18 protein-coding genes are annotated in these 24,384 nt (G+C 66.5%); 8 read left to right on the forward strand and 10 right to left on the reverse strand.

Annotated elements, in window-relative coordinates:
* Positions 1 to 449: 449 nt before the first annotated feature.
* Positions 450 to 1,397 carry a Vps62-related protein gene (locus tag ACTJJK_RS04025; protein WP_031373237.1) on the reverse strand — a complete coding sequence of 316 codons (948 nt, stop codon included), beginning with the start codon at positions 1,395 to 1,397 and terminating at the stop codon, positions 450 to 452.
* Positions 1,398 to 1,914: 517 nt separating this feature from the next.
* Here ACTJJK_RS04025 and ACTJJK_RS04030 point away from each other — a divergent pair.
* From ACTJJK_RS04030 to ACTJJK_RS04060, 7 genes are all read left to right on the forward strand, one after another.
* Complete coding sequence (locus tag ACTJJK_RS04030; protein WP_440729531.1) at positions 1,915 to 2,517, forward strand: hypothetical protein; 603 nt, start codon at positions 1,915 to 1,917, stop codon at positions 2,515 to 2,517.
* Between the two features lie 108 nt (positions 2,518 to 2,625).
* Positions 2,626 to 3,258 (forward strand): hypothetical protein, encoded by a 633-nt coding sequence (locus ACTJJK_RS04035; protein WP_223620558.1) that lies wholly within the window; start codon positions 2,626 to 2,628, stop codon positions 3,256 to 3,258.
* Positions 3,255 to 3,713, forward strand: a complete 459-nt coding sequence (locus tag ACTJJK_RS04040) for a hypothetical protein (protein WP_031373234.1) — start codon at positions 3,255 to 3,257, stop codon at positions 3,711 to 3,713. The genes ACTJJK_RS04035 and ACTJJK_RS04040 overlap by 4 nt, the downstream gene beginning before the upstream one ends.
* A complete protein-coding gene (locus ACTJJK_RS04045; protein ID WP_223620559.1) occupies positions 3,713 to 4,525 on the forward strand; it encodes a hypothetical protein in 813 nt (270 codons plus the stop codon). Before ACTJJK_RS04040 ends, ACTJJK_RS04045 begins: the two co-directional genes overlap by 1 nt.
* Positions 4,522 to 6,522, forward strand: a complete 2,001-nt coding sequence (locus tag ACTJJK_RS04050; RefSeq protein ID WP_440729532.1) for a hypothetical protein — start codon at positions 4,522 to 4,524, stop codon at positions 6,520 to 6,522. The genes ACTJJK_RS04045 and ACTJJK_RS04050 overlap by 4 nt, the downstream gene beginning before the upstream one ends.
* Before the next feature lie 209 nt (positions 6,523 to 6,731).
* A complete protein-coding gene (locus ACTJJK_RS04055) occupies positions 6,732 to 7,568 on the forward strand; it encodes a hypothetical protein (protein WP_440729533.1) in 837 nt (278 codons plus the stop codon).
* 163 nt (positions 7,569 to 7,731) lie between these two features.
* Positions 7,732 to 9,252 carry a serine hydrolase gene (locus ACTJJK_RS04060; RefSeq protein ID WP_440729534.1) on the forward strand — a complete coding sequence of 507 codons (1,521 nt, stop codon included), beginning with the start codon at positions 7,732 to 7,734 and terminating at the stop codon, positions 9,250 to 9,252.
* 26 nt (positions 9,253 to 9,278) lie between these two features.
* On the opposite strand, the gene ACTJJK_RS04065 is transcribed toward ACTJJK_RS04060, so the two are convergent.
* From ACTJJK_RS04065 to ACTJJK_RS04080, 4 genes are read right to left on the reverse strand one after another with little or no spacing between them, the layout of a single operon-like run.
* Positions 9,279 to 10,676, reverse strand: a complete 1,398-nt coding sequence (locus tag ACTJJK_RS04065; RefSeq protein WP_440729535.1) for a hypothetical protein — start codon at positions 10,674 to 10,676, stop codon at positions 9,279 to 9,281.
* Entirely contained in the window at positions 10,660 to 12,066 is a 1,407-nt protein-coding gene (locus tag ACTJJK_RS04070; protein WP_440729536.1) for a CHAT domain-containing protein, read from the reverse strand. The genes ACTJJK_RS04065 and ACTJJK_RS04070 overlap by 17 nt, the downstream gene beginning before the upstream one ends.
* On the reverse strand, positions 12,063 to 13,850 hold the full coding sequence (locus ACTJJK_RS04075; RefSeq protein ID WP_440729537.1) for a hypothetical protein: 1,788 nt from the start codon (positions 13,848 to 13,850) through the stop codon (positions 12,063 to 12,065). The genes ACTJJK_RS04070 and ACTJJK_RS04075 overlap by 4 nt, the downstream gene beginning before the upstream one ends.
* A gap of 16 nt (positions 13,851 to 13,866) precedes the next feature.
* Positions 13,867 to 15,186 carry an alpha/beta hydrolase gene (locus ACTJJK_RS04080; RefSeq protein WP_440729538.1) on the reverse strand — a complete coding sequence of 440 codons (1,320 nt, stop codon included), beginning with the start codon at positions 15,184 to 15,186 and terminating at the stop codon, positions 13,867 to 13,869.
* A gap of 327 nt (positions 15,187 to 15,513) precedes the next feature.
* Here ACTJJK_RS04080 and ACTJJK_RS04085 point away from each other — a divergent pair, with 327 nt between their 5' ends.
* Entirely contained in the window at positions 15,514 to 17,376 is a 1,863-nt protein-coding gene (locus ACTJJK_RS04085; protein WP_440729539.1) for an XVIPCD domain-containing protein, read from the forward strand.
* Positions 17,377 to 17,464: 88 nt separating this feature from the next.
* Here the strand turns inward: ACTJJK_RS04085 and ACTJJK_RS04090 are convergent, their stop codons facing one another.
* From ACTJJK_RS04090 to ACTJJK_RS04110, 5 genes are all read right to left on the reverse strand, one after another.
* Positions 17,465 to 18,247, reverse strand: coding sequence for a PAS domain-containing protein (locus ACTJJK_RS04090; protein WP_081931143.1), 783 nt, complete (start codon positions 18,245 to 18,247; stop codon positions 17,465 to 17,467).
* Positions 18,248 to 18,841: 594 nt separating this feature from the next.
* Positions 18,842 to 19,120, reverse strand: a complete 279-nt coding sequence (locus ACTJJK_RS04095) for a hypothetical protein (protein ID WP_440729540.1) — start codon at positions 19,118 to 19,120, stop codon at positions 18,842 to 18,844.
* Positions 19,121 to 19,466: 346 nt separating this feature from the next.
* A complete protein-coding gene (locus ACTJJK_RS04100) occupies positions 19,467 to 21,092 on the reverse strand; it encodes a flavin-containing monooxygenase (protein ID WP_440729541.1) in 1,626 nt (541 codons plus the stop codon).
* 80 nt (positions 21,093 to 21,172) lie between these two features.
* Entirely contained in the window at positions 21,173 to 22,396 is a 1,224-nt protein-coding gene (locus ACTJJK_RS04105; RefSeq protein WP_440729542.1) for a flavin-dependent oxidoreductase, read from the reverse strand.
* A gap of 249 nt (positions 22,397 to 22,645) precedes the next feature.
* Positions 22,646 to 22,972 carry an antibiotic biosynthesis monooxygenase family protein gene (locus tag ACTJJK_RS04110; protein ID WP_051885243.1) on the reverse strand — a complete coding sequence of 109 codons (327 nt, stop codon included), beginning with the start codon at positions 22,970 to 22,972 and terminating at the stop codon, positions 22,646 to 22,648.
* Between the last annotated feature and the right edge of the window lie 1,412 nt (positions 22,973 to 24,384).

A 24,384-nucleotide genomic window follows, 5' to 3' on the forward strand; every position in this document is an offset into this window, starting at 1 on the left:
ACTCGTGGCCTGTGCCCTTGCAAGGAGAGCCCTTTTCTTTGGTTACCTTTCTTTTGGGCTTAGCAAAAGAAAGTAACCCGCCGCTTTAGTGGCGGAAGCTTTTGGCGTTTGATCTTGATCTCGCTTGATAGGTGCGCGGCAAAACCGTTGCGGCGTCGTCGCGGCTAGTGACCGAAGGACATCCAGTAGGACGCCGCTCTTGCCCTGGCGATGGCACGCCGTTTCGATGAGCGACGGCGGCATTGTTGTCTCTGCGCGTCCCGCGGTCGCGACTCACGTCGCTCCTACAACTGAAGGCTCTGCACGGCNATGAGTACGCAGCGCAGCGAATCCACCCCTGTAGGAGCGACGTGAGTCGCGACCGTAGGGTCGAGGCTTCACGGCGTATCGCTCAAGCAAGCCCAAGATCGAACGCTATCGCGATCGATGCCACCTTTACCCCAGCCACATCACGGCGGAAACACGAACGGTGGGTAAGGCCCATAAAACGGGAAGCCCGGTTTTTCGTCGTTGGGCTGCAGCGAGGGATCGGCGTCGCCGGCCACGATCGGTCCCTTGTCGGCCGACGGTCCGGTCGGGCCGGTGGTCTCGCCGATGCCCAGTTCTTGGCCGCTGCCGCGTTCGCCCCACAGCACGTGGCCGCCATACCATGCCTGCGTGGTCACATCGACCGCCGGCTGGCCAGCCAGGTCGAAACGCACGCCGCCGCTCTTGGCCGAGTCGTCGATGCCGGGCGCCTTGGTTTCCCAAGAACCGGTCTCGGGGAAATTCGCATGCGAGCCCTGGCCGACGTAGGACACCGGGCGACCGTCCTCTTTCGGCGTGTCCGCCCACGAGCGCTCGGCGTTCAAGCCGCCATGGGCGCTGTAGCGCACCGCGGTCGGCTGGTATTGGCCGTCGAGCTGCACGGTGATCTTTTCCCAGTCGCCTTCGTGGTTCTGCACGTCGCCGAGGCCGGGCGGGCCGTCGTTGTAGGAATAAAACAGGTGGTAGGTGATGGTGTTGCTTTCGGGGTCGTATTGGTAAAGGTTTTTGCTGTTGGCAAGGTCGCCGTCGCGGATGCCGTCGCCGAGTTCTTCGTTCTGGTGGTCGAGGAACAACTGGCTGTCGGCGTCCTTGTTGTCGGGCCCGATGCCGGCCAGTTCCTGCGCCGGCACTTCGCCTAGCCCATGCAGTTCCTTGTCGCCCCAGAAGTCGCGCTCCTGGCGTAGCGTCGATTGCTCGATATAGGTGTTCGGGTCCTGCAGGAAATTTTCTTCCTGTGGATGGAAGTAGAGGATCGGGGCGTATCGCTGGGCGAGTTCCTGCTGCTGAACGGGAGTAAGCGGCGCCGGGGTGACCGGTTCGGTCGGCGGCAGGCATTGACGGGAGGGGCCGGAAATATCGGAGGGATACATGGCACTGCTCCAGCGCGCGGGAGGTCGCGGTACGAGTCTAGTAAGCCGGATCGGCCTGCAGCAGTCGGGCTGACCCTAGGGCGGGCGGCGCGAATGCGAGTGCAACCGCGAAACCGGCAACCTGCGTCGCAGGGCGGCCCGAATGTCCCTGCAGGACGGGCCGGGCGCGGGGCCGTACGCAATCGAATCGACAGGAGCGCGGGCGAGCCGGACGCGGGCTGCGGGCACCTCAACCGGGCCTGGCAGCGCGCGTTCGAACCGGCCACGTACGGTATCGAACTTTGTGGAAGCGGCGACCTGTACAGAGTGTGACCGGGATTGACCGGGCAGGGCGAGGTGTGACGAAGAACGTCAGCAGTGTGACATCGGTCGCGCGAAGTTTACGTATACTTAACAAGCAATATGCCGAATGTCACTCCTTGGCATACTTTGTGCGTTTTTATGGCCTGCGCCCGGAGCCCCGGCACGCCTTCGACCTCCCTGGAACCCAATAATGCGAACGCTCACGAAGTCCCTTTTGGCCCTTTCGCTGCTTGCCGCCGTACCCATGCTCGCCCAAGCCGAGTCGCAGTACACCACCGGCACCGGTACCCCGATCACCGCCAGCGCCCGGCTGGACTTCCAGATCACGATCCCGAAGATCCTGTTCCTGCGCGTCGGCAGCGGTGCGGACTACACCACCAACACCACCATCAACCAGATCGCGTTCAGCGTTCCTGCGGCTAACGTCGGCGACAGCTCGGTCGTGACGGCCACGCCTGCGTCGGGCGACCTGGGTGCTGGCGCAGTCACCGCCAAGCTGGTCGGCAACAACGGCACGATTTCGTTGAGCTCGACGACGCTCGGCGCTCTGAGCAACGGCGCCGCCGGCGACAGCATCTCGTTCGGCCAGATCAACACCGCCGTGGCCACGCTCGCTTCGGCCACCGCATTGCCGCATCCGGCCCTGGTCGACGGTGCCACGACCACCACCACCGTGCCGCCGAACGCGGGCAAGCTGGTCAACCGCGATGCGCGTTGGACCTATACCTACCTCAACGCTAATGTCGCCGCTCCGGGCGTCTACGGTGGCGTCAACGCCAACAACAGCCGCGTGACCTACACCGCATCGATGCCGTAAGCCGCAAGCCGGACGTCCCTTGCGACATTCTCCGTTCCCGCACAGCCGCGGGAACGGTCCCGACTCGCCCCGCACCCGCGGCAACGGCTCCGACTTCAGAGGCCCGACATGGCTTTGCCCTTACGCCCGGCGTGCTGGGTGCTGCTCCTGCTTGCGTTGGGCTGGTTCGATACCGCCCAGGCCTTCGTCGTCACGATCTCCCCGGGGGCACGCATGGTCTACCTGCGGGTCGGCAACGGCGTGTTCACCGGCAACTATTCCAGCGGCGGCACGCCCGGCCGCGGCGGGGCGATCAACAAAGTCTCGGTGGCGGTGCCCGCGGCGGTGCTCGGCAACGGCACCGACCAGGTCATGACCACCGACGCCACCCAGGCCAACAGTTCCTACGACGGCTTCGCCTTCTGCAACGTGCCGGCGCAGATCTACGTCGGCGGTTTCTACCGTCTGCCCGGCAGCACCGGCACCGCGACCCTGACCGCGACCGCACCGGCGGCGGGCCTCAGCAACGGCGCCGGCAGCACCATTCCGTTTTCGCAGATCAGCTGGACCAGCAGCGGCAACAACGACACCGCCGCTCAGCCGATCCTCGCCGGCACTTTCACCGGCGGCCCCCAGACCTTGGCGAGTTTTCCGGTCAACACCTGGCGCGAAAGCTGCCACACCTTCCGCTATGCCAACGACGCCGTCGTCGCCTCCGGTACCTACACCGGCCAGGTGGTCTACACCTTGAGCGCGCCATGAAGCGCGCGATCGCCGCCGGCGCCCTGTTCGCCGCTATGTTGCCGTCCCAGGCAGGCACCCATCGCGTCGACGACAGCGCCAGCCAAGTCACCGCCAATACCTTGCGCATGCAATGGGACTCGGTCGCGCCGCGCAGCGGCGAACGGCCGACGGTGTCGGGCGCGCTGACCGTGTGGGTGCGTTTGAACCTCGCGCCTTGGCAAGGCCGCAGCGGCCGCGTCTATATGACCTTGCCGCCACAGGCGACCGGCCCGATCACCGCCACCTGGACCACCCAGGGCCGCTTGCTGCCGGGCACGCTGCGCGCCGGTGAACGCACCCTGGTCTACAGCGGCATCATGCCGGCCGGCCTGCTCGACGACACCATCCGCCTGACCATCCAGGCCGACGGACAGAAGCTGGTGCGTACCGAACAACTCAATTTCTCCTTCGAAATCGACGTGGAAGACCTCTGATGCGTACCGCTGTCCTGCGCCGTGCCTCGACGTTCGCGGCGCTCGCGCTCGCGCTGTCGTCGATCGCCGGTCCGAGCTTCGCTCAGGGCTTCTCCGCCCTGGTCTCGCCGCCGCGCTTCGAAGACACGGCCAAGCCCGGCACTACCTATCGCAACGTGGTCGAGATTTCCAACATCTCCAATGCGGTCGGCCACTACACTCTGAAGACCGCCGACTGGCATCTCGATGCGCAGGGCGCGGCGGTATTCGACGACGCCTTGGCGGCCGACAGTTGCCGGCCTTGGGTCGGCCTGGAAGCGGCGCAGATCGAGATCGCGCCGAACGGCAAGCGCCGTTATCGCTTCGAGGTGGTGGTGCCGGAACAAGCGGCGCCCAGCGAATGCCGTTTTGCGATCCTGCTCGAAGGCGCGCCGGAGATGGTCGGCGATCAGCTCACCGTGCCCGTGTCCGGGCGCATCGGCATCATCGTCTACCTGGGTATCGGCGAGGTCGCCGCGCAGTTGCAGCACGTCGCCAGCCAAGTGCGCGAGGTCGACGGCCGGCGGCTGCCGGTGCTCGACATTCGCAACACCGGTAAGGCCCACACCCGTCTGGAAGGGCTGGTCGATGGCGTCGACGCGAGCGGCCGCAAGTTCGCCCTCGCACCGTCCAGCTTGCCGATTCTTCCCGGCGAAACGCGTTCGATCGCCTTGGTGCCGGAAGGCGACGACCCGGCCACGCCGGCGCCGCCGATCGTTTATCCGCTGAGCCTGAAGGGCGCACTGGAATGGGGCCGCCAGCGCCTCGAACTCGACGTACGCATCGACAAATGAGGCCCGCCCGACGGCTCGCCCGGCGCAGACTGGCGATCTGCGTCGCCTGTACGCTTGCCTCGGCCGCGCCTGCGGCGTCGGCGGCCGACGCGTCGCCGCTGGTCTACCGCGACCGCATCATCGCCGCGCAAGCGTTGGCGCCGCTGCCGCCCGACGAAGACGAGACCGTCGACGGCGACGGCCTGCCGCGTTCGTTCCGGCTCGAGCTCAACGCCGCCTACACCGAGCGCGGCGACGAGCACTTCGGCGAGCAAGGCCTGGCCGCCGGCGGATTCTGGGAAACCGCGAACTGGGGCAGCCTGTCGCTCGACGCCACCGTCTTCCACAGCGACCGCGACCGCTTCGCCGACGACAGCGGTTGGGGCGGGGCGGCGACCTTATGGCAGCGCAATCTGTTCGTCGACGGCGGTTGGCGCCTCGACAACGGCCTGGGCGTGATCAACACGCCGTCCTCGCAGTTGCAGCGCAACCAATACCGGTTCTTCCTGCCGAGCGTGGCGATGGCCGGCCTGAGCACGCAATGGACCCGCGACGCCAGCGGCCTGAGCGTGTACGGCGCGGTCGGGCGTGCCGGGCTCTACAACGGCACTCGCGTAGTGGGTTTCGATGTTGCCGACGGCCACGTCGGCGCGTTCGGCGCGCAATGGCAGGGCGCGCCCGGCTGGACCCACGCGGTCTCGGCGCTGAGCACCGACGGACGCATCGTGCCCGACGACGTCGGCGAACCGGGCCTGATCGACCGGCCCAGCCAGGCCGCGCATTGGGCGAGCGCATGGCGGTCCGATCGCGACGCGGTGCAATTGAATCTGCTCGGCAGTCACGACGGCCGCGGCAACGCCACCGGCGCCTGGATCGACGCGAGCTCGCGGCGCGGCCGTTATCGGCACCATTACGGCCTGTTCTCGCTCGACCCGGGTCTGACCTGGGGGGCGTCGCCGATCAACCAGGACGTACGCGGCGGCTATTACCGGCTGGCCTATCAATACGGCCGCTGGAGCTGGAACACCGGCGTCGACGATATCCGTTCGATCAGCGGCGCCGGCTTCGACGGCCAGTACGCGACTGCGTTCGCGCGTTACCAGGCCAGCAGCGTGTTCGGTTACGGCGCCAGCCTGAGCCTGCGCCACGCCGACGACGACACCTACGCGGCGCAGTTGTTCGCCGACCGGCGCAACGATTGGGGCCAGACTCGCCTCCAGTTCGATCACGCCGGCGGCGGAGGCGGGGTCGGGCGCAGCTGGCAGGCGAGCATCGACCAGGCCTTGCCTTTGCGCGAAGGCCGGCGTTTGTCGGTCTCGCTCGGGTACGGCGAATGGGGCGAGCGCAACGAAACCTCGTCCGGGGTTGCGGTCCGCACCACGACCCGCACCACGACCTTTTCGATGTACGGCGGCGTGGAGCTCGGCGACCGCGTGTCCGTCGACGGCACCGCGCGCTGGACCCACGGCGAAGGCCCGGCGGCGATGCGCGGCGTCGACATGAACCTCGGCATCAACTGGCGCATCGCACCGCGCTGGTCGCTGACCGCCGCGCTGTACCAGAGCCAGGGCTCGCAGCGCTCGCCGTTCGCGCTCGATCCGCTGATCGTCGACTCGCCGTTCCTGTCGCTGCCGCGCGAACGCTCGGCCTTCCTGACCCTGCGTTACGAGCGCCAGGCCGGCCGCGCGCTGCCGGTGATCGGCGGGGCACCCGGCTCGGCGGTCGGCAGCATCGACGGTTCGCTGTTCCTCGACGACAACGACGACGGTGTGCGCGCCGCGTCCGAACAGGCCGCGCCGAACGTCACCGTGGTGCTCGACGGCCGCTATGCGGTGCGCACCGACAGCAACGGCCAGTTCTCGTTCCCGCGCGTTTCGATCGGCAAGCACACGATCGCGGTGATTCCCGACAACCTGCCGCTGCCGTGGGCGGTGCGCGACGACCGCGGCCTGCAATCGATCGAGGTCGGCGTGCGGCGCAGCCAACGCGTCGATATTCCGGCGACGCGGCAACGCTGAGGCAAGACCGAACCGCCGAACCGAAGCGCCGATGCGGCCGCCCGTACGGAGCGGTTCGTACGCTGCCCATGCTTCATATGCCCGGGACCTAAGCTCGCGGTCGATCGACTGCGCAGAGTTACACTGCTCCTTTCGCCGGTTCGCTCTGGCAGCGTCCGCACGCAGGCGCCGGATCGGAACGGAGCCTGCACAGATCAAGGACCGACCGCATGAACCCGATTCGTATCACCGTCCTGGCAGGGCTGCTTGCACTGGCGCCGTTGCGCGGCGACGCCGCCGAGGCCGTCGTGGCGAGCGAGGCCACGCCAGCGACGGCGCAGGCCGAGTGCCGGAAGTTGTTGCAGTTGAGCCGCTGCATCGCCTCGGTCGAGATGAGCTCGCACGCGCCGCCGGACCGGCCTTATCGCGGCCGTTGGCAGCGCTATCGCGGTAACGAAAGCCAGGCCACGGTGCAACTCGGCGAGAATACCGTCGAGTCGATCGTGCTGAGCAACGGCCGATATTTCACGAAGACGAACCTCAAGCCGCAGCAGACCGGCAGCGCCGCCGAACTCGGCGCCTTGCTCGCCAGTACCCCGGTGATGTGGCTCGGCCTGCTGCTCGGCGAAAACTTCGAGTTGCCCTTGCCCGGGCACGACGTCGACGCCGTCGGCGAAAACAGCTGGGCCTACGGCGTGGAAAAGTACCGGGTCCAGGTCAAAGCGCAGGGCGAGGGGCGTTATCGCATCGACCTGGCCAAGACCGCCACCGTCGGCGGCGAAGCGCCCGAGGAGCCTGCGCCGCAGGCCGGCGAGTGCAGCGATGCCGACGCCAAGGCCGGGCGCTGCGAGCAGCCCTTCGTTTTCAGCACCGCCGAGGATCGCGCCGCGCGCCTGGCCGAGTTGGCGCCGGTCGGCTCGGGCTTCACCGCGGTCATCGGCCTGCACACGCCGACCCAGGCCTTGCCGGATTCGTTGTCGCTGAGCGGGTGGACGTCCAGCGACGGCAAGCCCTATGCGACGCTCGGCGATGCGCGCCGCGCCGCCAAGCCCGCTGCCAAGGATTGATTCGCGCCATCGCTCGCCCTGCACGGCGATGTCGATCGCGACTCGATCGCGACTTGCGCCACGCTCGCCGCCGCCGCGATCGCCGCGATCGCCGCGACGCCTTCCCCTTGTAAGCCTCTGCGGGCGCCTATAGGCTGCGGCCTTCGCATTCGACCGAGCGCCCATGAGACGTCTTGCCGTAGTTCTGGCCGTAGCGGGTTTGAATGCGCTGTCGGCTCCGGCCATCGCGGCCGAACACCGCGCCAAGCCGGGCGTCGTCGCGGAAGCCGCCGCGAAAGACGACCCGATCTTCGAGCGTTTGGGCGCCGACTTCGTCAAGGCCGGCAATAGCGACGCGCTTTCCATCGCGGTGGTCCGCGACGGCAAGGCCCGCTTCTACAACTTCGGCAGCGTATCGCGCGATACGCCGCGGGCCCCGACCCAGGACACGATCTACGAGATCGGGTCGATCAGCAAGATTCTCACCGCATTGATCCTGGCCAATGCGGTCGGAGAGGGCAAGGTCGATCCGCAGGACGATATCCGGCGTTACCTGCCGGGCGAATACCCGCAACTGGAATTCGCAGGCGCGCCGGTGCGCCTGATCCATCTGGTCAATACCACCTCGGCCTTGCCGGACAATCTGCCGGTGCTTCCGCCGCAGATCGAAGAGGCCGGGCCGGACAAGGCGCCGTTCCTGGCGGTCGACGCCTTGAGACGCGTCACCGATGCGCAGGTGTTCGCCGAACTCGGTTCGGCCCGTCTGCTCGATCGCCCCGGCACCTCGCCGCGGCACTCCAATCTGGCCGCCAACCTGCTCGGCGACATCCTCGAAAAAGTTTACGACGCGCCTTACGAAAGCTTGTTGACGCGTTATGTCGAGCGGCCGTTCGGCATGGGCGCCGGCACCGGCGATACGCGTTCGTCTCTCGTCGCCACCGGCTACAGCAAGACTCACGTCGCGATGCCGGCCCTGGATGCGCGCTCGGTCCTGGCCGCAGGCGGATTGCGCTACAGCGCCGCGGACATGGCGCGGTTCCTGGTCGCCGAACTGGCCGCCAGCGATGCCTCGGTACGCTTGAGCCAGAAGCCGGCCTGGGGCGATCCGGACAATCTGGCGGTCGGCTACAACTGGACCGTCAGCAAGACTGTCGACGACCAGACCTGGTTGCGCGCGTCCGGCGGCACTTACGGTTTTTCCAGCTACATCGAGCTGTATCCGCAGCGCGGCTACGGCATCGTCCTGCTCGCGAACCGCCCGGGCGAAGCCCAGGGTCAGTTGCAGGACCTGGCCAGCCAGGCGGCCGAAGCCGTGTGGGGCCGTCCGCCGGTGCTCGCGAAGCTCGAGAGCGCCCTGCAGGCCAGCGCGTACCGCGATGTCGGCCGGACCGTTGCCGAGGTCGGAAAAGCGTTTCCCGAGTTGCGTCTGACCGAAGAGCACGCGAACCAATGGGGCTACCGCTTGCTGGGCGAAGACAAGCCGCAGTTGGCACTCGGGATGTTCCGCTACAACACCGAGCGCTGGCCGCAAAGCTGGAATGCCTTCGACAGCCTCGCCGAATGCTACGAACTGCTCGGCGACGTCGCCAATGCGACCAGCCACTATCGGCGCTCGCTGGAACTCAACCCGGCCAACTCGAACGCGGTCGAGCATCTGCGCAAGCTCGATCCGGCCCAGGCGCCGGCCGCCGCCGGCGCCAAGTAAGCCCTTTCGCCAGCAACGCTCGCGCCTCAGCTCGGCAAGCGCACCGTCGGATCGCCCAGCACCACCATCGCGAGGCGATCCATCGCCAGCAACTTGGCCTTGCGCGCCCGCGTTTCGGCATCGTGTTCGTGGTTGTTGAAGGCCTCGATGGCATCGATGTGGTCGAGCAGCAGGCCGGCGACGGCGTCGTAATAGCCGTCCATGGCCAGGCCGACCGGCGGACGCTGCGCCGAATGCAGGGCGGTGTACAAGGTGTCGACGATCAGCGCATCGGTCATGCGCTGGCCGGTGTCGGGGTCGCGCAAGGTCCAGTCGAAGGTCGGTTCGACATGGCCGATGAAGGCCGCCAACGGGCGTTCGCTGCCGAGCAGGGCGCGCGGTAACGGCGCGGTGCACGGGCCGATCCCGGCCACCGCGGCAAGCATGCGGCCGAGGCTGGATTGTTCGTCGACCAGGCCCTGGAAGGTCGACGGGCGGTCGGCGCCGGCCGAGCAGCAGGCATGCGCGTACCAGATCGCGCCGGCCGGGTTCCAGGCCCGCAGCAAGGCGCCGATATCGAGCAAGGCGTGGTCGACGTCGAGCATTGCCCCCAACTGCGCCTTGAGCTGTATGAGGTCGTGCAAGGGAAACGTGGCGCCGTGGCTGGAGCTCAGCACGAAGGCCGGCTGGCGTTGCTTCAGGCCGGCGTAGAAATCCTCCAGGCGTCCTTGCGCGCCGGTCAGCAGCAGCGGGTGGAAACCGTCGGCATCGAAGGCCTTGAACAGGGTCTCGGCGATGGTCTTGCGCATCAGGAAGGTGATGTCGGGGTGGCCGTGATCCACCGCCCACAACAACGGCGCATCGACATCGCGCTGTTGCCCCGGCCAGTCGTCGAGCAGCGCATCGACGTAGCGCTCCAGGCCGGCCTCGTCGAGGTCGAGACGGCCAACGAAGGCATCGGTCTGCAAGCGGTACTGGAAACGCCAGGGAATCTGCTCGGGCGAGCCGACGATCAACAGATAGCGCGGCACCGCGGCGTCGCCGACCGTGCCGCGGGTGCCGGACAGGCGCAGGCTGGCCGGCCCGCGATGCGGGTAATAACGCTGCAGTCGGCCGTCCTTGGCGATCTCGGGGCGATAGCGGAACACCGGTGCGTTGCCGCGCGCGGCGATCAGCCTGCGGATCGCCGCCGGTGCGTCGGTGGCGGCGGCCTTGTCGGCAGCGCCGAGGCCGTCGCGATCGGGCAGCACCACGCCCCAGCCGACGCGCGGGTCCTGCCACTGCGTCAGGTCGAGCGCCGGCGCCGCACCGCTGAGTTGGCGCGGCGACGACATGGCGCCGCGCAAGGCCCAGGCCGTGGCGTGTTCGGAGCAGGCGCCGCTGGCGACGGCATCGCCGCACCAGGCATTGCTCAGCAGCAATGCCAGCTCATTGTCCGCCGACATGGTCGAAGTTCCCGTCGGCGGAGGGCCACAGCGCCCGGGGCACGCCTTTTTCGGCGAGGGTGCGTTCCAGCGCTTCGATGCGTTCGGCTTCGCTGAACTGTTGGCCGGCGGTGCGCAGCCACCAGGCCGTGGTTTCGGCGCGGATGCGGAACTCGTCGGACTTGGCCTGCTCGATGCCGAGCGGACGAATGAATACCTGGGCCTCGACGCCGCGCACGTACAGCACCGGCAGGGACCACTCGGGCGAAGCCTGGGCGTCGCGGTTGCCGAGCTGGGAGATGGCGCTGCGTGCGTGGAACATGATCGGCGTCCATTCCAGGGTGGTGCTGGCGCGTTGCTTGAGTTCCTCGCGCGCGCGCAGCAGCGCGGCCAGGGCCTCGGGATAGAAGGCGCGGGTGAACTCGTAGGCGTCGTTGGCCTCGACCGGTTCCATCATCGCGACCACCGCCGGAAAGCCGGCCGACACGACCTGGTTCGCCATCGACTGCAGGCCGTTGCCGCCTTGTCCGCTGGAGCAGCAGTTCAGCACCATCAGCCAGGGATTGCCGAGCGACGCGCCGAGAGTCACCAGGTCCTGCGATGGCAGGTTGATCGAGCCGGCGAGGGTGTCGGGGTCGTGCGCGGCGAATTGCACGTGATCGTTGGCGGTGGCCAGTTCCAGCCATTGCCCGGCGCTGCCGGCGTGGCCGTGGCAGAAGAAATGCAGGATGTTCGGCGACCACTGGCGGATGCGCTGGGTCAGCCGCGCCGCGGTCTCGTCGATCGCCGCCACTTCGATGTCGGCCAGGCCGGCCGGGTCCTGCTGTATTTCATCGCGGATGCGCGCGTGCAGGGCGGAGTCGCCGACCAACAGCTTCAGCAGCACCGGCAGGCCGTCCTGGCGCGCCGCCAGCACCGCATCGCGCAGCAGCTCCCACTCCTTGCGCTGATCGGCGATGCCGAGCGCGGAGATCACCGCCATCAGCCGCACCGGCGTGGTCAGTTCGCCGGGCAGGCGGCTCGGTGCATTGATCGGGTCGATGATGCGGGCGATCGGCCAGCGCGGGTCGAGGGCCACGAACTGCTCGTTGCTGTCGCACAGCATCTCCCAGTTGATCAGCTCGGCCTCGGACGGATTGAGCATGACGAACAGGGGCCGGACCTGGGTCGGCAAGGTCTGGCTGAGGCTGTCGAGCACGCCGGAGATGCCCTGGTGCTGACGCAGGGCGTCGCGCACCATGCGCCCGCGCGCAAGCACCGCGGTCTGCGTGTCCAGCCCCGGCAACTGATCGGCGCGCAGTTTCACCCGGCCCAGGGCGCGGCCGCCGTGAACCGGGAACGGCGCGCGTACCACGCTGGCGATCAGGTCGTCGTCGAGGATATCGACCGAGAGGATGGTGCGCTCGTTCATGGCGCGTCCTCGAGTTCGTCGGAGTCCGACAACTGCAGCTTGCGCTGCTCGATATCCAACTGGGCCTTGCGGATGCGTCGATCCAATGGCGATTCGGTCGCTTCGCCGGGCAGTTGTTCGACCTGCAGTCGGTAGTCCACGATCTGGTCCATGCGTTCGATCTGGGCCTGCAACAGTGCCTGCTCCGCGGAGTCGGTTACACCGAAGCCGATAGCGAAACGGTCTTCGATACCGGCGTCAACCGGCCCTTCGATCGGCGCTTCGACCAAGGCCTCGACCGTGGGCGGCGCATCCTGTTCGATCTCGACCAGGCGCTGCTCGATCTCGCCGTGGATGCGGCGCCGCTCGATGTCGCCTACCGCCTGCCGCAGCAGATCGATCGTGTCCATGGCCGTGTCCAGGTCGCGCTGGACGATGGCTTCGGGAAGGACTTCGTCGCGCATCGCCTGCTGGTATTGCACTTGCACTTGTTCGGCCAGGCGCTCGGTCGCGGCGGTGACCGCGGAGATGCTTTTGCTGGCGGCCTGGACGAAGGAAGGGCTGCGCGTCGCGGATGCGGCGGCCGACAGTGGCAGCGACTTCAAGGCCGAGTCGCGCTGGCTGTCGTTGCGCGAGTACAGCTCGATATGGCTGCGTACCTGCTCGGACAACTCGCCGTCGTCGGAGGCGCCGCGCGTGGGCGAGACCAGATAGGGCTGGCAATACAGATAGACGGCGCGCGAGCGCGGCGGCGGTTGCGCCGACTGCGCGTGGATGAAGCGATAGCTCTGCGCCAATGCCGTCGGCGCATCGTAGGCCGCATTGAACAACAGCATCGGCCCCGGCAGCGATTGCGCTATTTCGTCGGCCAGTGCGCGCAGGCCGACCGGGTTGTGGTTGTCGCGCGAGGCCGAGAACGCCGTCGCCCAGGCGCCGACCTGGGTCAGGAAGCTGGTGAGTTCGCAGGCGCCGACCGGGCCGGCCAGATAATTCTCGGTGCGGCCCAGCGGCGACTGCGCCAGCAACATCGCCCCGGACGCACCGGACAGATGGCCGTGACAGACGAAGTGCACCGCATCGGTGCTGTAGGGCTTGAGCGCCTGGCGCATCCACAGCAGCCAGGGCGAGCGCAGGGTGCCGCTGCTGTCGAGCAGGCGCGAGGACGGGTCCTCGACGACGTAGCGCTCGGCATCGGCGGGCGGGTGCAGGATCAGCTCGGCCGAGCCCGGCGACAGATGCCGCACCGGTTCGCCCATTTCGGCGTCGGCGAACACGTGCAGGCGCACCGGTCGGTCGATGCCGGACACGATCGCCTGGATCGCATCGACCAGGCCGTCGCGGATATGGGCGTGCTCGCAGTTGAGCGGCGCACTGGCGCAGACGGCGATGTCCAGCATGGTCGCGCTTTCGCGCGGCGGCGGGAAAATGAAATCCGGCAGCATCAACACCGGCGTCTGCAGGGCGTCGACCAGCAGGCGTTCCCACGGCAGGTAGCGCAGCGCGCCGTAGGGTTTGGCCAGGTGAATCCACAGCGGGCGTTGCGGTGCTGCGTGCTGCAGCCAGGCCGAGTGCAGGCTCGGCAGCAGGCGTGGCGCTATATGGAACTGCGACTCGTCCGGCCGCGTGCGCAGGTCCGAGGCGATCGACGGCGCCAGCCCCCATTCGTCGAGGCCGCCCTCCCACAGCGGCAGGCTCTGTAGCCTGCCGCCGCCCTGGAACTGCAGGGTGGCGCGTGCGTGTTGCGGCCTCGTCAGCTCCATTTTCAGAGTGACGATGTCGTTCTCGCGCTTCAGCAGTTCGGCCATGGTGCGGTGCCGGCGCTCAACGGCTGGAGGCGATGCTGTGCGCCAGCCACCAGGTCGAAGCGTTGCTGATGTCGCCGTGGCCGCTGATGGTGCGCGTGCCCCGCACGCCGACGATGCGCCCGCCGGGGCCGAAATCGTAGGCGCTCGCCGGGTCCTTGATGTCGACCAGGGTCTGCCCCGAGTCCTGCGGGCCGTAACCGCCCAGGGCCGCGTACTTGCTCGGCGAGTCGCCGGCGGCGAGCGGTTGCTCGCCGATATCGTGATCGCGGCGCAAGGCCAGATGGAAGGTCTTGCTCAGGGCGATGTCGCGTCCGCTGAAGGTCGCGACCACCGGCCGTTCGATGCGCTGCAGGTTGCGGTGGTAGCCGCCGGTCCGGCCGGTTTCCGGCACTTGCGCGGCGAAGGCGTACTGCGACATCGCCGGCTGCAACAGCAGAGCCGAATGCACTTTGCGCAGGCCGTCCGGCAGCGACGCGGTGGCCGACATCACCACCTTGCAACCGAAGGAATGCCCGAGCAGATGGATACGCGCCTGCGAACGGCGCAGCAACTCGGCCAGCAGTTGCGATACGCCGCGACTGCCGACCTTGCCGGAGCGGTCTTTCATTTGCCAGACCGTGAACGGCTTGATCAGGTTGCGCGGGTCGAGTTTCTTCAGCGCATCGCCGATGCCGCCGGCGGCGGCCGGGCCGCCGGCGCCCGGCGTCGCCACGGCGCCGACGTCGTCGAAATCCGGCGGCGCCTCGGTCAGCGAGGCGGCCGCAGCGAGCAGGTCGTCGGCGGAGGCGGGGGCGTCGTCGTGGCCTTCGTCGTCGGGCGACAGCACGCTGGCCAGCAGGTCGGCGAGTTCGCGCGATTCGGCTTCGGACAAGGCCGGGGTCTGGCTGAGCGCGTGGAAGCGTTCGCGCTGTTCGGGCGCCAGCATCGCGGCGATGTCGGCCATCTGTTGGCGGCCGCTTTCGACATCGTCGCTGGCGCCGGCGAAGCCGGGACCGGTTTCGCTGTCGAACCACGTCAAGGCCTGGCTGGGCCAGAAGATGCCGATCAACAGCGGCCGGTAGCCGGCCGGCGCGGGCAGGCCGAGTTGCCGGCGCTGCTCGATATAGCCGTTGACGAAGCTCGCATAGCGCTCGCTCGCGGCTTCCCAGTCGTTGTTCCAACCGTGCGAGAACAAAAAGATGTCGCTGTGCCCGTCCAGATGGTCGAGCACATGCTGGCGCGTCAGCGGCCCTTCGCAGGTGCCGTTCTTGTCGAACGGCACGATGTAGTAAGGAAACACCGTGCCTTCGGCGGTGGTGAATTGCTTGTACGGTCCAACCGGTATCAGCGATGGCATTCCGAGTCCCCCTTCTCGAAGGGAGCGGCGCCGACGGCGCCGGGCTGACTCCCTAGCCTGATCAAAGAAACGGCGAAAGCCTTGCGGGGCGGCCATTGCGGGCGGGGCAGCGTGCCGGCCGTCGGTGCCGGTGCGATCAATGTGGGACGGGCGCATTCATTCGTGCCGGGGCGGCGTGTCGGTGTCGCGGGCATCGGCCATGGCCTGCACCGTGCAGGGAATGCGTTTGACCACTCGGTCAGGGTGCCGACCGAGGATGCCGCAGGGGGAGCGCCGTTCCGGCCCTGCGGTGCTTCGAGTCGAACGCGGCTGGCGGGGAGAAGCGGGATGGGCGGCGAAGTGAAGGTCGGTCTGAGCAGCGGTCGCCAGGTCACCCTGGCCGAATGGGACGAGTACAAACCGCCGGTGCACGGAGACGGCCTGCAGAACAAGCGCTGGACCGCCGCGAGCGCGCGCGACGGCATGGCGTTCTACGACTCGACCGTGCACTACATGCGCAACGACTGGGCGCAGAAGCACATGCCCGGAGAGCACGTTTCGCTGGGGCGCGAAAACCTGCTGCTGTTCTACAGCGCGGGCACCAAGACCTGGCATTCCGCCGACGCTCTCGACGTCGACCACGTCAAGCCGTGGAAGGCGCACCTGACCGGCCTGGGCGTCAATAACTACGCCGACGCTCATCGCGCTTACAACGACGTCGGCAACTTGCGCCTGTTGCCCTCCGTATACAACCGGGCGCGCGACAGCGCCGACCGGATACTGTTGCATGGCCCCGACTCCAGCCAATGGAAAGCCTGGACCAAAGAACGCTGCGGCTTCGACCCTTCCGCCGAGCCGCCGAAATTCGATCCCGAGCGCGACATCGCCCGGCGTACCGGCGCCACCCTGGGCCAGGCCTGGTCGCCCGAGGACGGACGCAAAGGCCTGGCTTTCGATGCCGGCGTGCGCGGCAAATGGTTCGAGCAACAGCTCAAGGAGAGCTACGTCGGCACGGTGGTGGCGACCAGCCCGGTCGACGGCTCCAAGCAGAACGTGCCGCTGTTCCGCTGCGCCGCCACCCAGCAACTGGTCACGCGCGACGCACTCGACATCGATCACCGCATCCCGTTCGAGACTGTGGCCAAGGAGATGGCGAAGCACGCCGGCCCCGGCGGCCTGAGCAAGGCCGATGCGCTCGACGCCTACAACGACACCTCGAACCTGCGCCTGGTCGGCCGCGGCGCCAACAGCTCGCACGAATGGGAACTCAACGTCTCCGGCGAATACCGCGACGAGGAGGTGCCGGAAATCCATGGCGAGTTCGACGGTTTCATGGTCGGCAAGAACACCGGCGTCAGTGGGGTGAGTTCGCTGATCCGCGCGCATTTCGACACCACGCCGAAGGCCTCGTCGAGTTCGGCGATGGACACGCGCGAAGAAGGCCCGGTGCATCAGCCGGGCATACGCCGCAAGGGCGACGGCGCGAGCGTATCGATGCCGCAGGCCAGCGCCGCGCTCAAGGGTTTCGGCGGCGGTTCGCAGAGTTCGAGCGCCTCGCCGATGGACCAGTCGGATTCGCCGGCGGCGAGCGTGCCGGCCAAGAACAGCGGCGGTTCCGCGTTCTCTCCCTCACAAGCCTCGGGCTTGGGCGGCTCGAACCCGAGTGTGCACGGCATGCCGGCTCCATCGCCGTCGGCATTGGGCAGTCCCGCTCTGGCCAGCCAGGGTTTCGGCCGCACGGGTTTTGGCAGCACGGGCTTCGGCGCCTCGCCGTTCGGTTCGCCGAGCGCGCCGTTCTCGGCGTTCGCCACGCCGTCGCTGCCGGTCGCGAAGGTGCCTCTGATCAACGAGTCGGCGAGCCCGCACAACGCGGTGTTTCGCGACACGGTGGCGAAGCTGGGGGACCTGGTCGCGAAATCGGGCGGGGGGCTGTCGTCGCAGCAGCAACACAATGCCGCCGGGGCCCTGATGTGCGCCGCCCGCGACAATCAGCTGCCGGGTATCGACTACATCGCCCGCAGCGACAACGGCGCGAAGTTGTTCGCCGTGTCCGGTTCGCCGCATTCGCCGTTCCAGCGCTGGGCGGAAGTGCCGACCCAGCAGGCGATCGCGCAATCCATCGAACAAAGCAGCGAAGCTTTGAGCAAGCCGACCCCGGTGGCCTCGCTGTCGAGCCACGGCCCGATGCAGAACTCCGGCATGACCAAGTAGGCGCGGTGCCGGCAGGCGTGCAGCCGCACTGACCCGGCCGCAGCGTGGCGGGTCGCCGCCGCCCGGAGGCGCCGGCGACCCGCGCATTTCAGTTGGTGGGCAGGTAGGACGGGGCGTTCGAGGGCTGCATCAGCGACAGCGGCGGGGTGCCCTGGAAGATGATCTTCGACGAGCACTTCATGAACAAAGTGTCCGGGACGACATACAGATAGCCCTTGCAGATGGCCTTCTCGATCAGGTCGGGCTTGGTCAGCACCTCGAACTTGTCCTTCAGCACGTCGATGTATTGCTCGACCGTGCGCGAAGAGATCGACAGCAGCTCGGCGATGCGCTTGGAGGTGCCGCCGCGCAGCAGGAAGAACAACACCTCGTACTCGCGGCGGGTCATGTCGATGTCGGCGTCCGAATCGGCATGGGCTTGTCCCGATTGCGGCAGGTTGCTGATCGAGGCCTGGTGCGGCCCGAGGTTGCCGAAATAGGAGCCGAGCGCGCCGGCGTTGATCGCGGTGATGTCGGTGCCGTGGAACAGCACACCGCGGATGTTGGTCTCCTGGTCGAAGAACGGCTTCTTGACGATCAGGAACGCCCTCCATTTCGCGCACTTGAAGCGGTGCACGTTCAAGGTGGTGATGGAGATCTGCCGCTCCATCACGTACTTGTCCTGTTCGCGAAAGGTTTTGCCGTGCGAAGCGACTTCGCAGGGCAGGTCGAAATCCGAAAGCCCGTCCACGTCCTCGTCGGGTTCCAGGCCGACCAGCGCCTTGAACTCGGTGTTGGCGTAGAGGAATTTCGAATCCTGGTCCTTGCAGGCGCAAGGTCCGGGCATTTGCTCGATCATGGAAGAAAGCGCCGAACTGATTGCGATTGCCATGGGGAGACATCCTTGTTGAAGGGCAGCAATTCCGAATCTTTCCGGAACGAGTAGGTTGGACTTCCTCGATAACGCGGTTCGCAGGGATCCACGCAGCAAGGGAGACCCTTGTTGCCTGGATTGGGCCGTTCGCAGCCTCGGTCCGCCGTAACGCAGCGGGGCCGAGGCAGGTCACTGCTGGGCGACTTCGGCGTATGTCCTGTGGTCCGTCCTGCCGTCGACGCGTCGGTACCGCCAGCCGCTACGCTCCCTGCCGATCACCATCCGCGCGCCCACTGGTTTTTATGGGTCGAGTGATGGGCGCGGCCTGCCCGCAATGCGGGACCGGCGTGATCCAGGTTGAGTTCCCGCTGGTTCGTGCAATCTGCCGAGGGCCGTTCCTTGCGAGCCGCTGCAAGGATCCGACCGTGTCCGCGAGTCTTGGTTCAATCGAACATCGCGCGACAGGCTTGCACGTCTTGAGCCGGACTTCAGGCTGACTATTGCGCATCTTCCGAGGGTGTGGCTGCTTCGGAATCGTGCCGACCTATTTAAACGTGATGCATGGATTTATTGTGTGATAAGCATTGGGAATCGTGCAGCGCAAGCCGAGTATCAATCTATTTCGTTACCGGTCTGTGATCGCAATGACGCTTTCAGAATCGAATGAACGATCGTGTGAAGACGATAAATATCCCTTGAAACAAGGGAAATTGCGTCGCGTCGAGAAATCTCGACAGCAATCGGATTCGCTTGGCTAGTGACAAATGACACAAAGTCGAAGAGCGTGAACTCGATCGGTTTCGACGAACGAATTTCATCGTCTGCATCGATAGTTTTGTGGGGAGTTTGAAAGCCGGTTGCCGACGGCGCCAATCGATTCAGCATATTCATCGGCTTCGCCATCGTCATCGCGTTGGGGTTCGCGATTGCGCTCGTTCGCGCATGACATCGGTGGCATCGGCGGAGACAAGCCGTTCTGCGCGCAGGCGGGCGACCGCGTCGCGCGTGTGGGGCCGCGTGTCGCGCGTGCTGTCGTGCCTATGCGCGAGTCGCTACGAGGCGCATCAGGTCGCCGCAGCTGATGCTTGTGCGGCATCAGCGCATGAGGAATAACTTGGTAAAAAGTAAATCGGAAAAGAATAACTCTTCATAACGAAGCCGGCCCCATCGCGAACGATGGGGCCGGCCTTGGATCGAACGATGGCTACGCGAATGCCGCGCGGCATTCGCAGCCGCGTCAGGCGACCATCGACGAGGGATCGCTGTGCAGGATGAAGCCCTCGTAGTCGGCGTCGGCCACTTCGCGCAGCTTGGCGCGATAGCCGGCGAGGCCGCCGAAGTAGAACAGCACGCGGCTGCTCCGACCGTCGATGTTCTCGCCGAAGATCCACGACTTGACCTTCGGGAACAACGTGTAGGCGGCGATCTCCTTGCAGGTCGCGGTCCAGGCCTCCTCGGCCTCGCGGGTGGTCTCGATGACCGGCGTGGACTCGCCTTCGGCCCAACCGATCAGCTCGCCGATCCACTCGACCTGGCTTTCGATGCTAGGCGGCAGGTTGCTGAAGGCGCTGTTCGGGCCGAGCACCATGAACATGTTCGGGAAGCCGGCGGTGGCGACGCCCAGGTAGCTGCTCGGCGCGTCCTTCCAGTGGTGCTGCAGGGTTTCGCCGCCGCGGCCGCGGATTTCCATCTGGTTGTAGCTGCCTTCGACCGTCTCGAAGCCGGTCGCGAACACCAGCAGGTCCAGTTTGTGCTCGACGCCGTCCTCGGTCAGCACGCCGTTCGCGGTGAGTTCCTTGATCGGGTTCTCCGGCAGGCTGACCAGGCTCACGTTCGGCAGGTTGTAGGTCTCGTAATAGTCGTTGGTGCAGACCGGGCGCTTGGCGTAGAGGTCGGTCGGACACAGCTTGCGGGCGGTCTCCGGGTCCTTGACGATCTGGCGGATCTTGGCGCGGATAAAGTCCGAGGCGGCCTGGTTGGCGGCCGGGTCGACGGCGATGTCGGAGAAGGTGCCGAACATGAAGCGGAAGCCGTTGCCGATCTCCCAATGATGCTCGAACACCTTCTGGCGTTCTTCTTCCGACACGCTCATGGCCGAGACGCCGCTTTCCTCGAAGCCGCAGGCGATGCGCGAGTTGCGGATGCCGTCCCAGATCTGCTCGAAGTTGTTCTTGTACTCGGCGACATAGGCCTCGCTGACCTGGCGGCTGCCGGCGGGCACGCAGAACTGCGCCGAACGCTGGAACACGGTCAGGTGCCGGGCGAGCTTGGAGGCGGCGCAGATGAACTGCACGCCGGTCGAGCCGGTGCCGATCACGCCGACGCGCTTGCCTTCCAGCGACAGATCCGCCGGCCACGCGCCGGTGTGCACGATCTGGCCCTGGAACTTGTCGCGCCCGGGGATCTGCGGGATCACGATCTTGGACAGCACGCCGACCGCGTTGACCAGGTAACGGGCCGTGAACAGTTCGCCGGTGCTGGTGGTCAGGGTCCATATATGGTGGATCTCGTCGAACACGGCGCTGTCGATGCCGGTCTTCAACTGGATGTCCTTGGCCAGGCCATGGCGATCGACCACCGCCTGCAGGTAGCCGAGCATTTCGGGCTGGTCGACATAGCGGTTGCGCCAGTCCCAGCCTTCCGAGGTTTCCTTGTCGAAGGAATAACGGTAGACGAAGCTTTCGGTGTCGGCGCGCGCGCCCGGGTACTTGTTCCAGTACCAGGTGCCGCCGACGCCGCTCGCCTTGTCGAAGGCGCGGACCTTGAGGCCTAGCTCGTTGCGCAGCTTATGCAGCATGTAAATGCCTGCGAAGCCGGTGCCGATTACGATCGCATCGAAGTGGGTCTTGTCATTGTCGATCACGGATTGACTCCTTGGTGCTCCTCAGCGTCCCCGATCACTCGGAAGGCCTGGCGTTGGAGTAGTTTCGGGAAACCACGTTTTCACCGCACGTGCGAGCGATCGACGATGCTGCGGTAAGAGCTCGTAATCGCGGCAAGCGCGGCGGTTTTTTCCGGGTCGGGGCGGGTGGCGATGGCGCGTTCGGCGGTATCGCGGTCGCGATTGGCCTGGACGATCGCGGTGGTCGGCGGGCGCCGGACCGCTTCGTAGCGCTGCAACGCCTCGACCGTGTCGCTGTTGTCGCCGAGTTCGTTGGCCAGGCTGACCGCATCGAGGATGGCCTGCGAAGCGCCGTTCGCGCCGACCGGGTACATCAGATGGGCGGCGTCGCCGAGCAGGGTCGCCCGGCCGATGCCCCAGCGCGGCAGCGGGTCGCGATCGACCATCGGGTACTCGAGGATCTGGGTGCTGCGCGAAAGCAGATCGGGCACATCGAGCCAACCGAACTTCCAGTCGGCGAAGTAGGGCAATACGTCCTTGAGCTGGCCCGAGCAGTCCCAGCTCGCCTCGCGGGTGAGGTCCTGGGCGACGTCGGGCACCATGCAGACCCAGTTGATCAATGCACGGCCGTGCTGGGCATGGCGCGCCGAGCAGGGGTAGGCGATCAGGCGGGTGGAGCGGTCGTCGTTGGCGACGATCATGCTGCGGCCGTCGAGAAATTCGTCGACTTCGGTCAGGCCGCGCCACATCTGGATCCTGGCGGGCAGCAACTCGCAGCGGTCGGGATGCAGACGGGCGCGCACGGCCGAGTGCAGACCGTCGGCGCCGACCAGGGCGGTGGCCTCGAAGGAAACCGTCGAGCCGCCATTGCCGCGTTCCTGGGCGTGGACGCGGATGCCGGTGCGGGTGTGTTCGAAGTCCTGCACACGCAGGCCGGTGCGGACGGTGTCGGCGCCGAGCCGTTCGCGCACGGCCGCGAGCAGCAGCATCTGCAGCTCGCCTCTGTGGATAGCGTATTGCGGATGCGGATCGCCGGCGGCCAGGCCGCGCGGTTCGGTCCACAGCGTGGTGCCGGCGTGGTCGAGATAACGCAGCTCGCGGGTGGCAATGCCGGTCGCGGCGATCGCCTCGCCGAGGCCGAGCGCGAACAACTGGGCGATGGCGGCGGGCTGGACATTGATGCCGACGCCGAGCGGGCGTATCTCGTTGGCGCTCTCGAGCACCACGACTCGTTCGATGCCCTGCGCGTGCAAGGCCAGCGCGGTCGTCAGGCCGCCGATCCCTGCGCCGGCGATCACGATGTCGGTTTGCGTAGCGGTGGTCATAACGGCGGAAGCTCCTCGACCTTGTGTAGTCGGACTGCCGGTTCCAGCAGCCGCTCGATCGAGGACGCCCGAGGCTCATGCAACGGTGTCGGCGAGGGCGAGCGAGTGCTGGACTGCAGACCTACCGAGCAGAGGGGCCGGGCCGCCCGCGAGAGCGTCCCGACCCCTCATCACCTTCAACCCGTCGGCGGCGGTACCGGGCTCACGACAGCGGGTCGCGCGCCGGGCCGCCGCGATGGGCGGCGCACATCAACGATGGACCGAAGCCACCGAGTAGACGTGCGGGGTAGCGCGCGCGAGTTCGGCGCTGCGCTTGCCGTAGTCCTGCGCGGCGGGGTCTTCGCGGGTGGCCTTGATGTCTTCGGCGCTGCGCCACTGGGCGTAGTTGACGACGCGGCTGCCGTCCTTGCTGGCGAGGATGCTCACCGAGATGAAGCCGGGGCGATGGCGGATCACCTTGTCGGCGCCTTCGTTGAGAAGGTTGACCAGCTCCTGCTGCTTGGAGGGCTCGACGTCGAAAACGTTGATGAAGGTCACCGTGTCGTCGGCGCGGATTACCTGTTCGTTCTTGGCCATGATGTGATTCTCGTCTTTAATCTGGCGTGGACTACGCCAGTCGGTGGGGTCACGGCAAACTCGCCAGGGAGCCATGCCGTGCATCTCGAAGACCCTGTGTCCGTTTGCCGCGAGTGAAACTCGCAGTCGGGCTTCGATCGATAAAGTAATGAGAGCCCATCACCGGCACATCTGTATTTTCTACGGATAGAGAATGTCGACGCGGAGATTTTGGCGGCCGGGCGAAGATGACATTCGCTGTGAAATGCGACATCGGGGTGAATGCGCCGAATCTTAGGGGTTCGCCGATTGCCGGAAAATCACTTGAAAACAGCGGTATTGGTTAGGTTAGTGGGTGCGCTGAAATTGTGCGGTAATCGATGCAAGTGTTATCTGTCATATAAACAATCAGTATGTCGTCATGACTTGCAGCGCCGCAGAAATCGGCGTTAGAACAAGCCGCTGATGAAGAGGTGATGCGACGATGACGCATCGATGACGGTCGCCGTCCGAGGCGGTGATCGGCCGTTGGCAGGAGCGGCGTCCGACTGGATTTCCTTCGGTCACAAGCTGCGACCGCGTTGCCTGACATTCGCGTCGCGACTCCCTGTAGCCAAGGGTAGGAGCGACGCGAGTCGCGACCGCGCCGTTTCAATTTCGCGCCGCATCTCGCCGCAACCTGTGTAGGAGCGGCGTGAGCCGCGACCCTGCTGCTTGCCGTGGCGGTTTGTCTTGCCGCAGAGCGGTGAAGCAACATCAAGGTCTAAAGCTTCCGTCCGCTGACGCGGCCGGGTTACTTTCTCTTGCTAAGCCCAAAAGTCCGTCTGGATTCCCTTCGGTCAAAGCTAACCAAAGAAAAGGGCTCTCCTTGCAAGGGCACAGGCCACGAGTGCGATGCTGTCGCCGGGATTTTTCGATAGGACATCCTTGTCCTATCGAAAAACGGCGCACGTCCTGTGCGCCGCCCTCCGGGTCTCCACTTGACCCGCAAAGCGGCAAAGCAGATCAAAATCTCGGCAACGGCAACGGCAACGGCAACGGCAACGGCAACGGCAACGATTGGTGGCTTCCGGTCTGCTCTTGGGTAGGAGCGGCGCGAGCCGCGACCACGCAGCTTCGACCACCCGCGCCGGCAACCGCAGATTCGCGGTCGCGGCTTGTGACCGAAGGAAACCCAGTCGGACGCCGCTCCTACCCGGCGACAGCACGCCGCTGCGATCGGCGACATAGGCATTTCTGCCTCAGCGCGTCTCGTGGTCGCGGCTCACGCCGCTCCTACAGGGGATGGCCTCACCGCACCCATGCCCTTTTCTATGGCTCTGGCTTGGCGTCGCCGAGCGCTCGCGAAGGCAGTAGAAGACCCGGAGGGCGGCCCGCATGGATGCGGGCCGTTTTTCATCGGGACAGGGATGTCCCGTATGAAAAATCCCCGC

The organism is Lysobacter sp. 22409 (assembly GCF_052045105.1).
GTDB classification, from domain to species: domain Bacteria; phylum Pseudomonadota; class Gammaproteobacteria; order Xanthomonadales; family Xanthomonadaceae; genus Lysobacter; species Lysobacter antibioticus_B.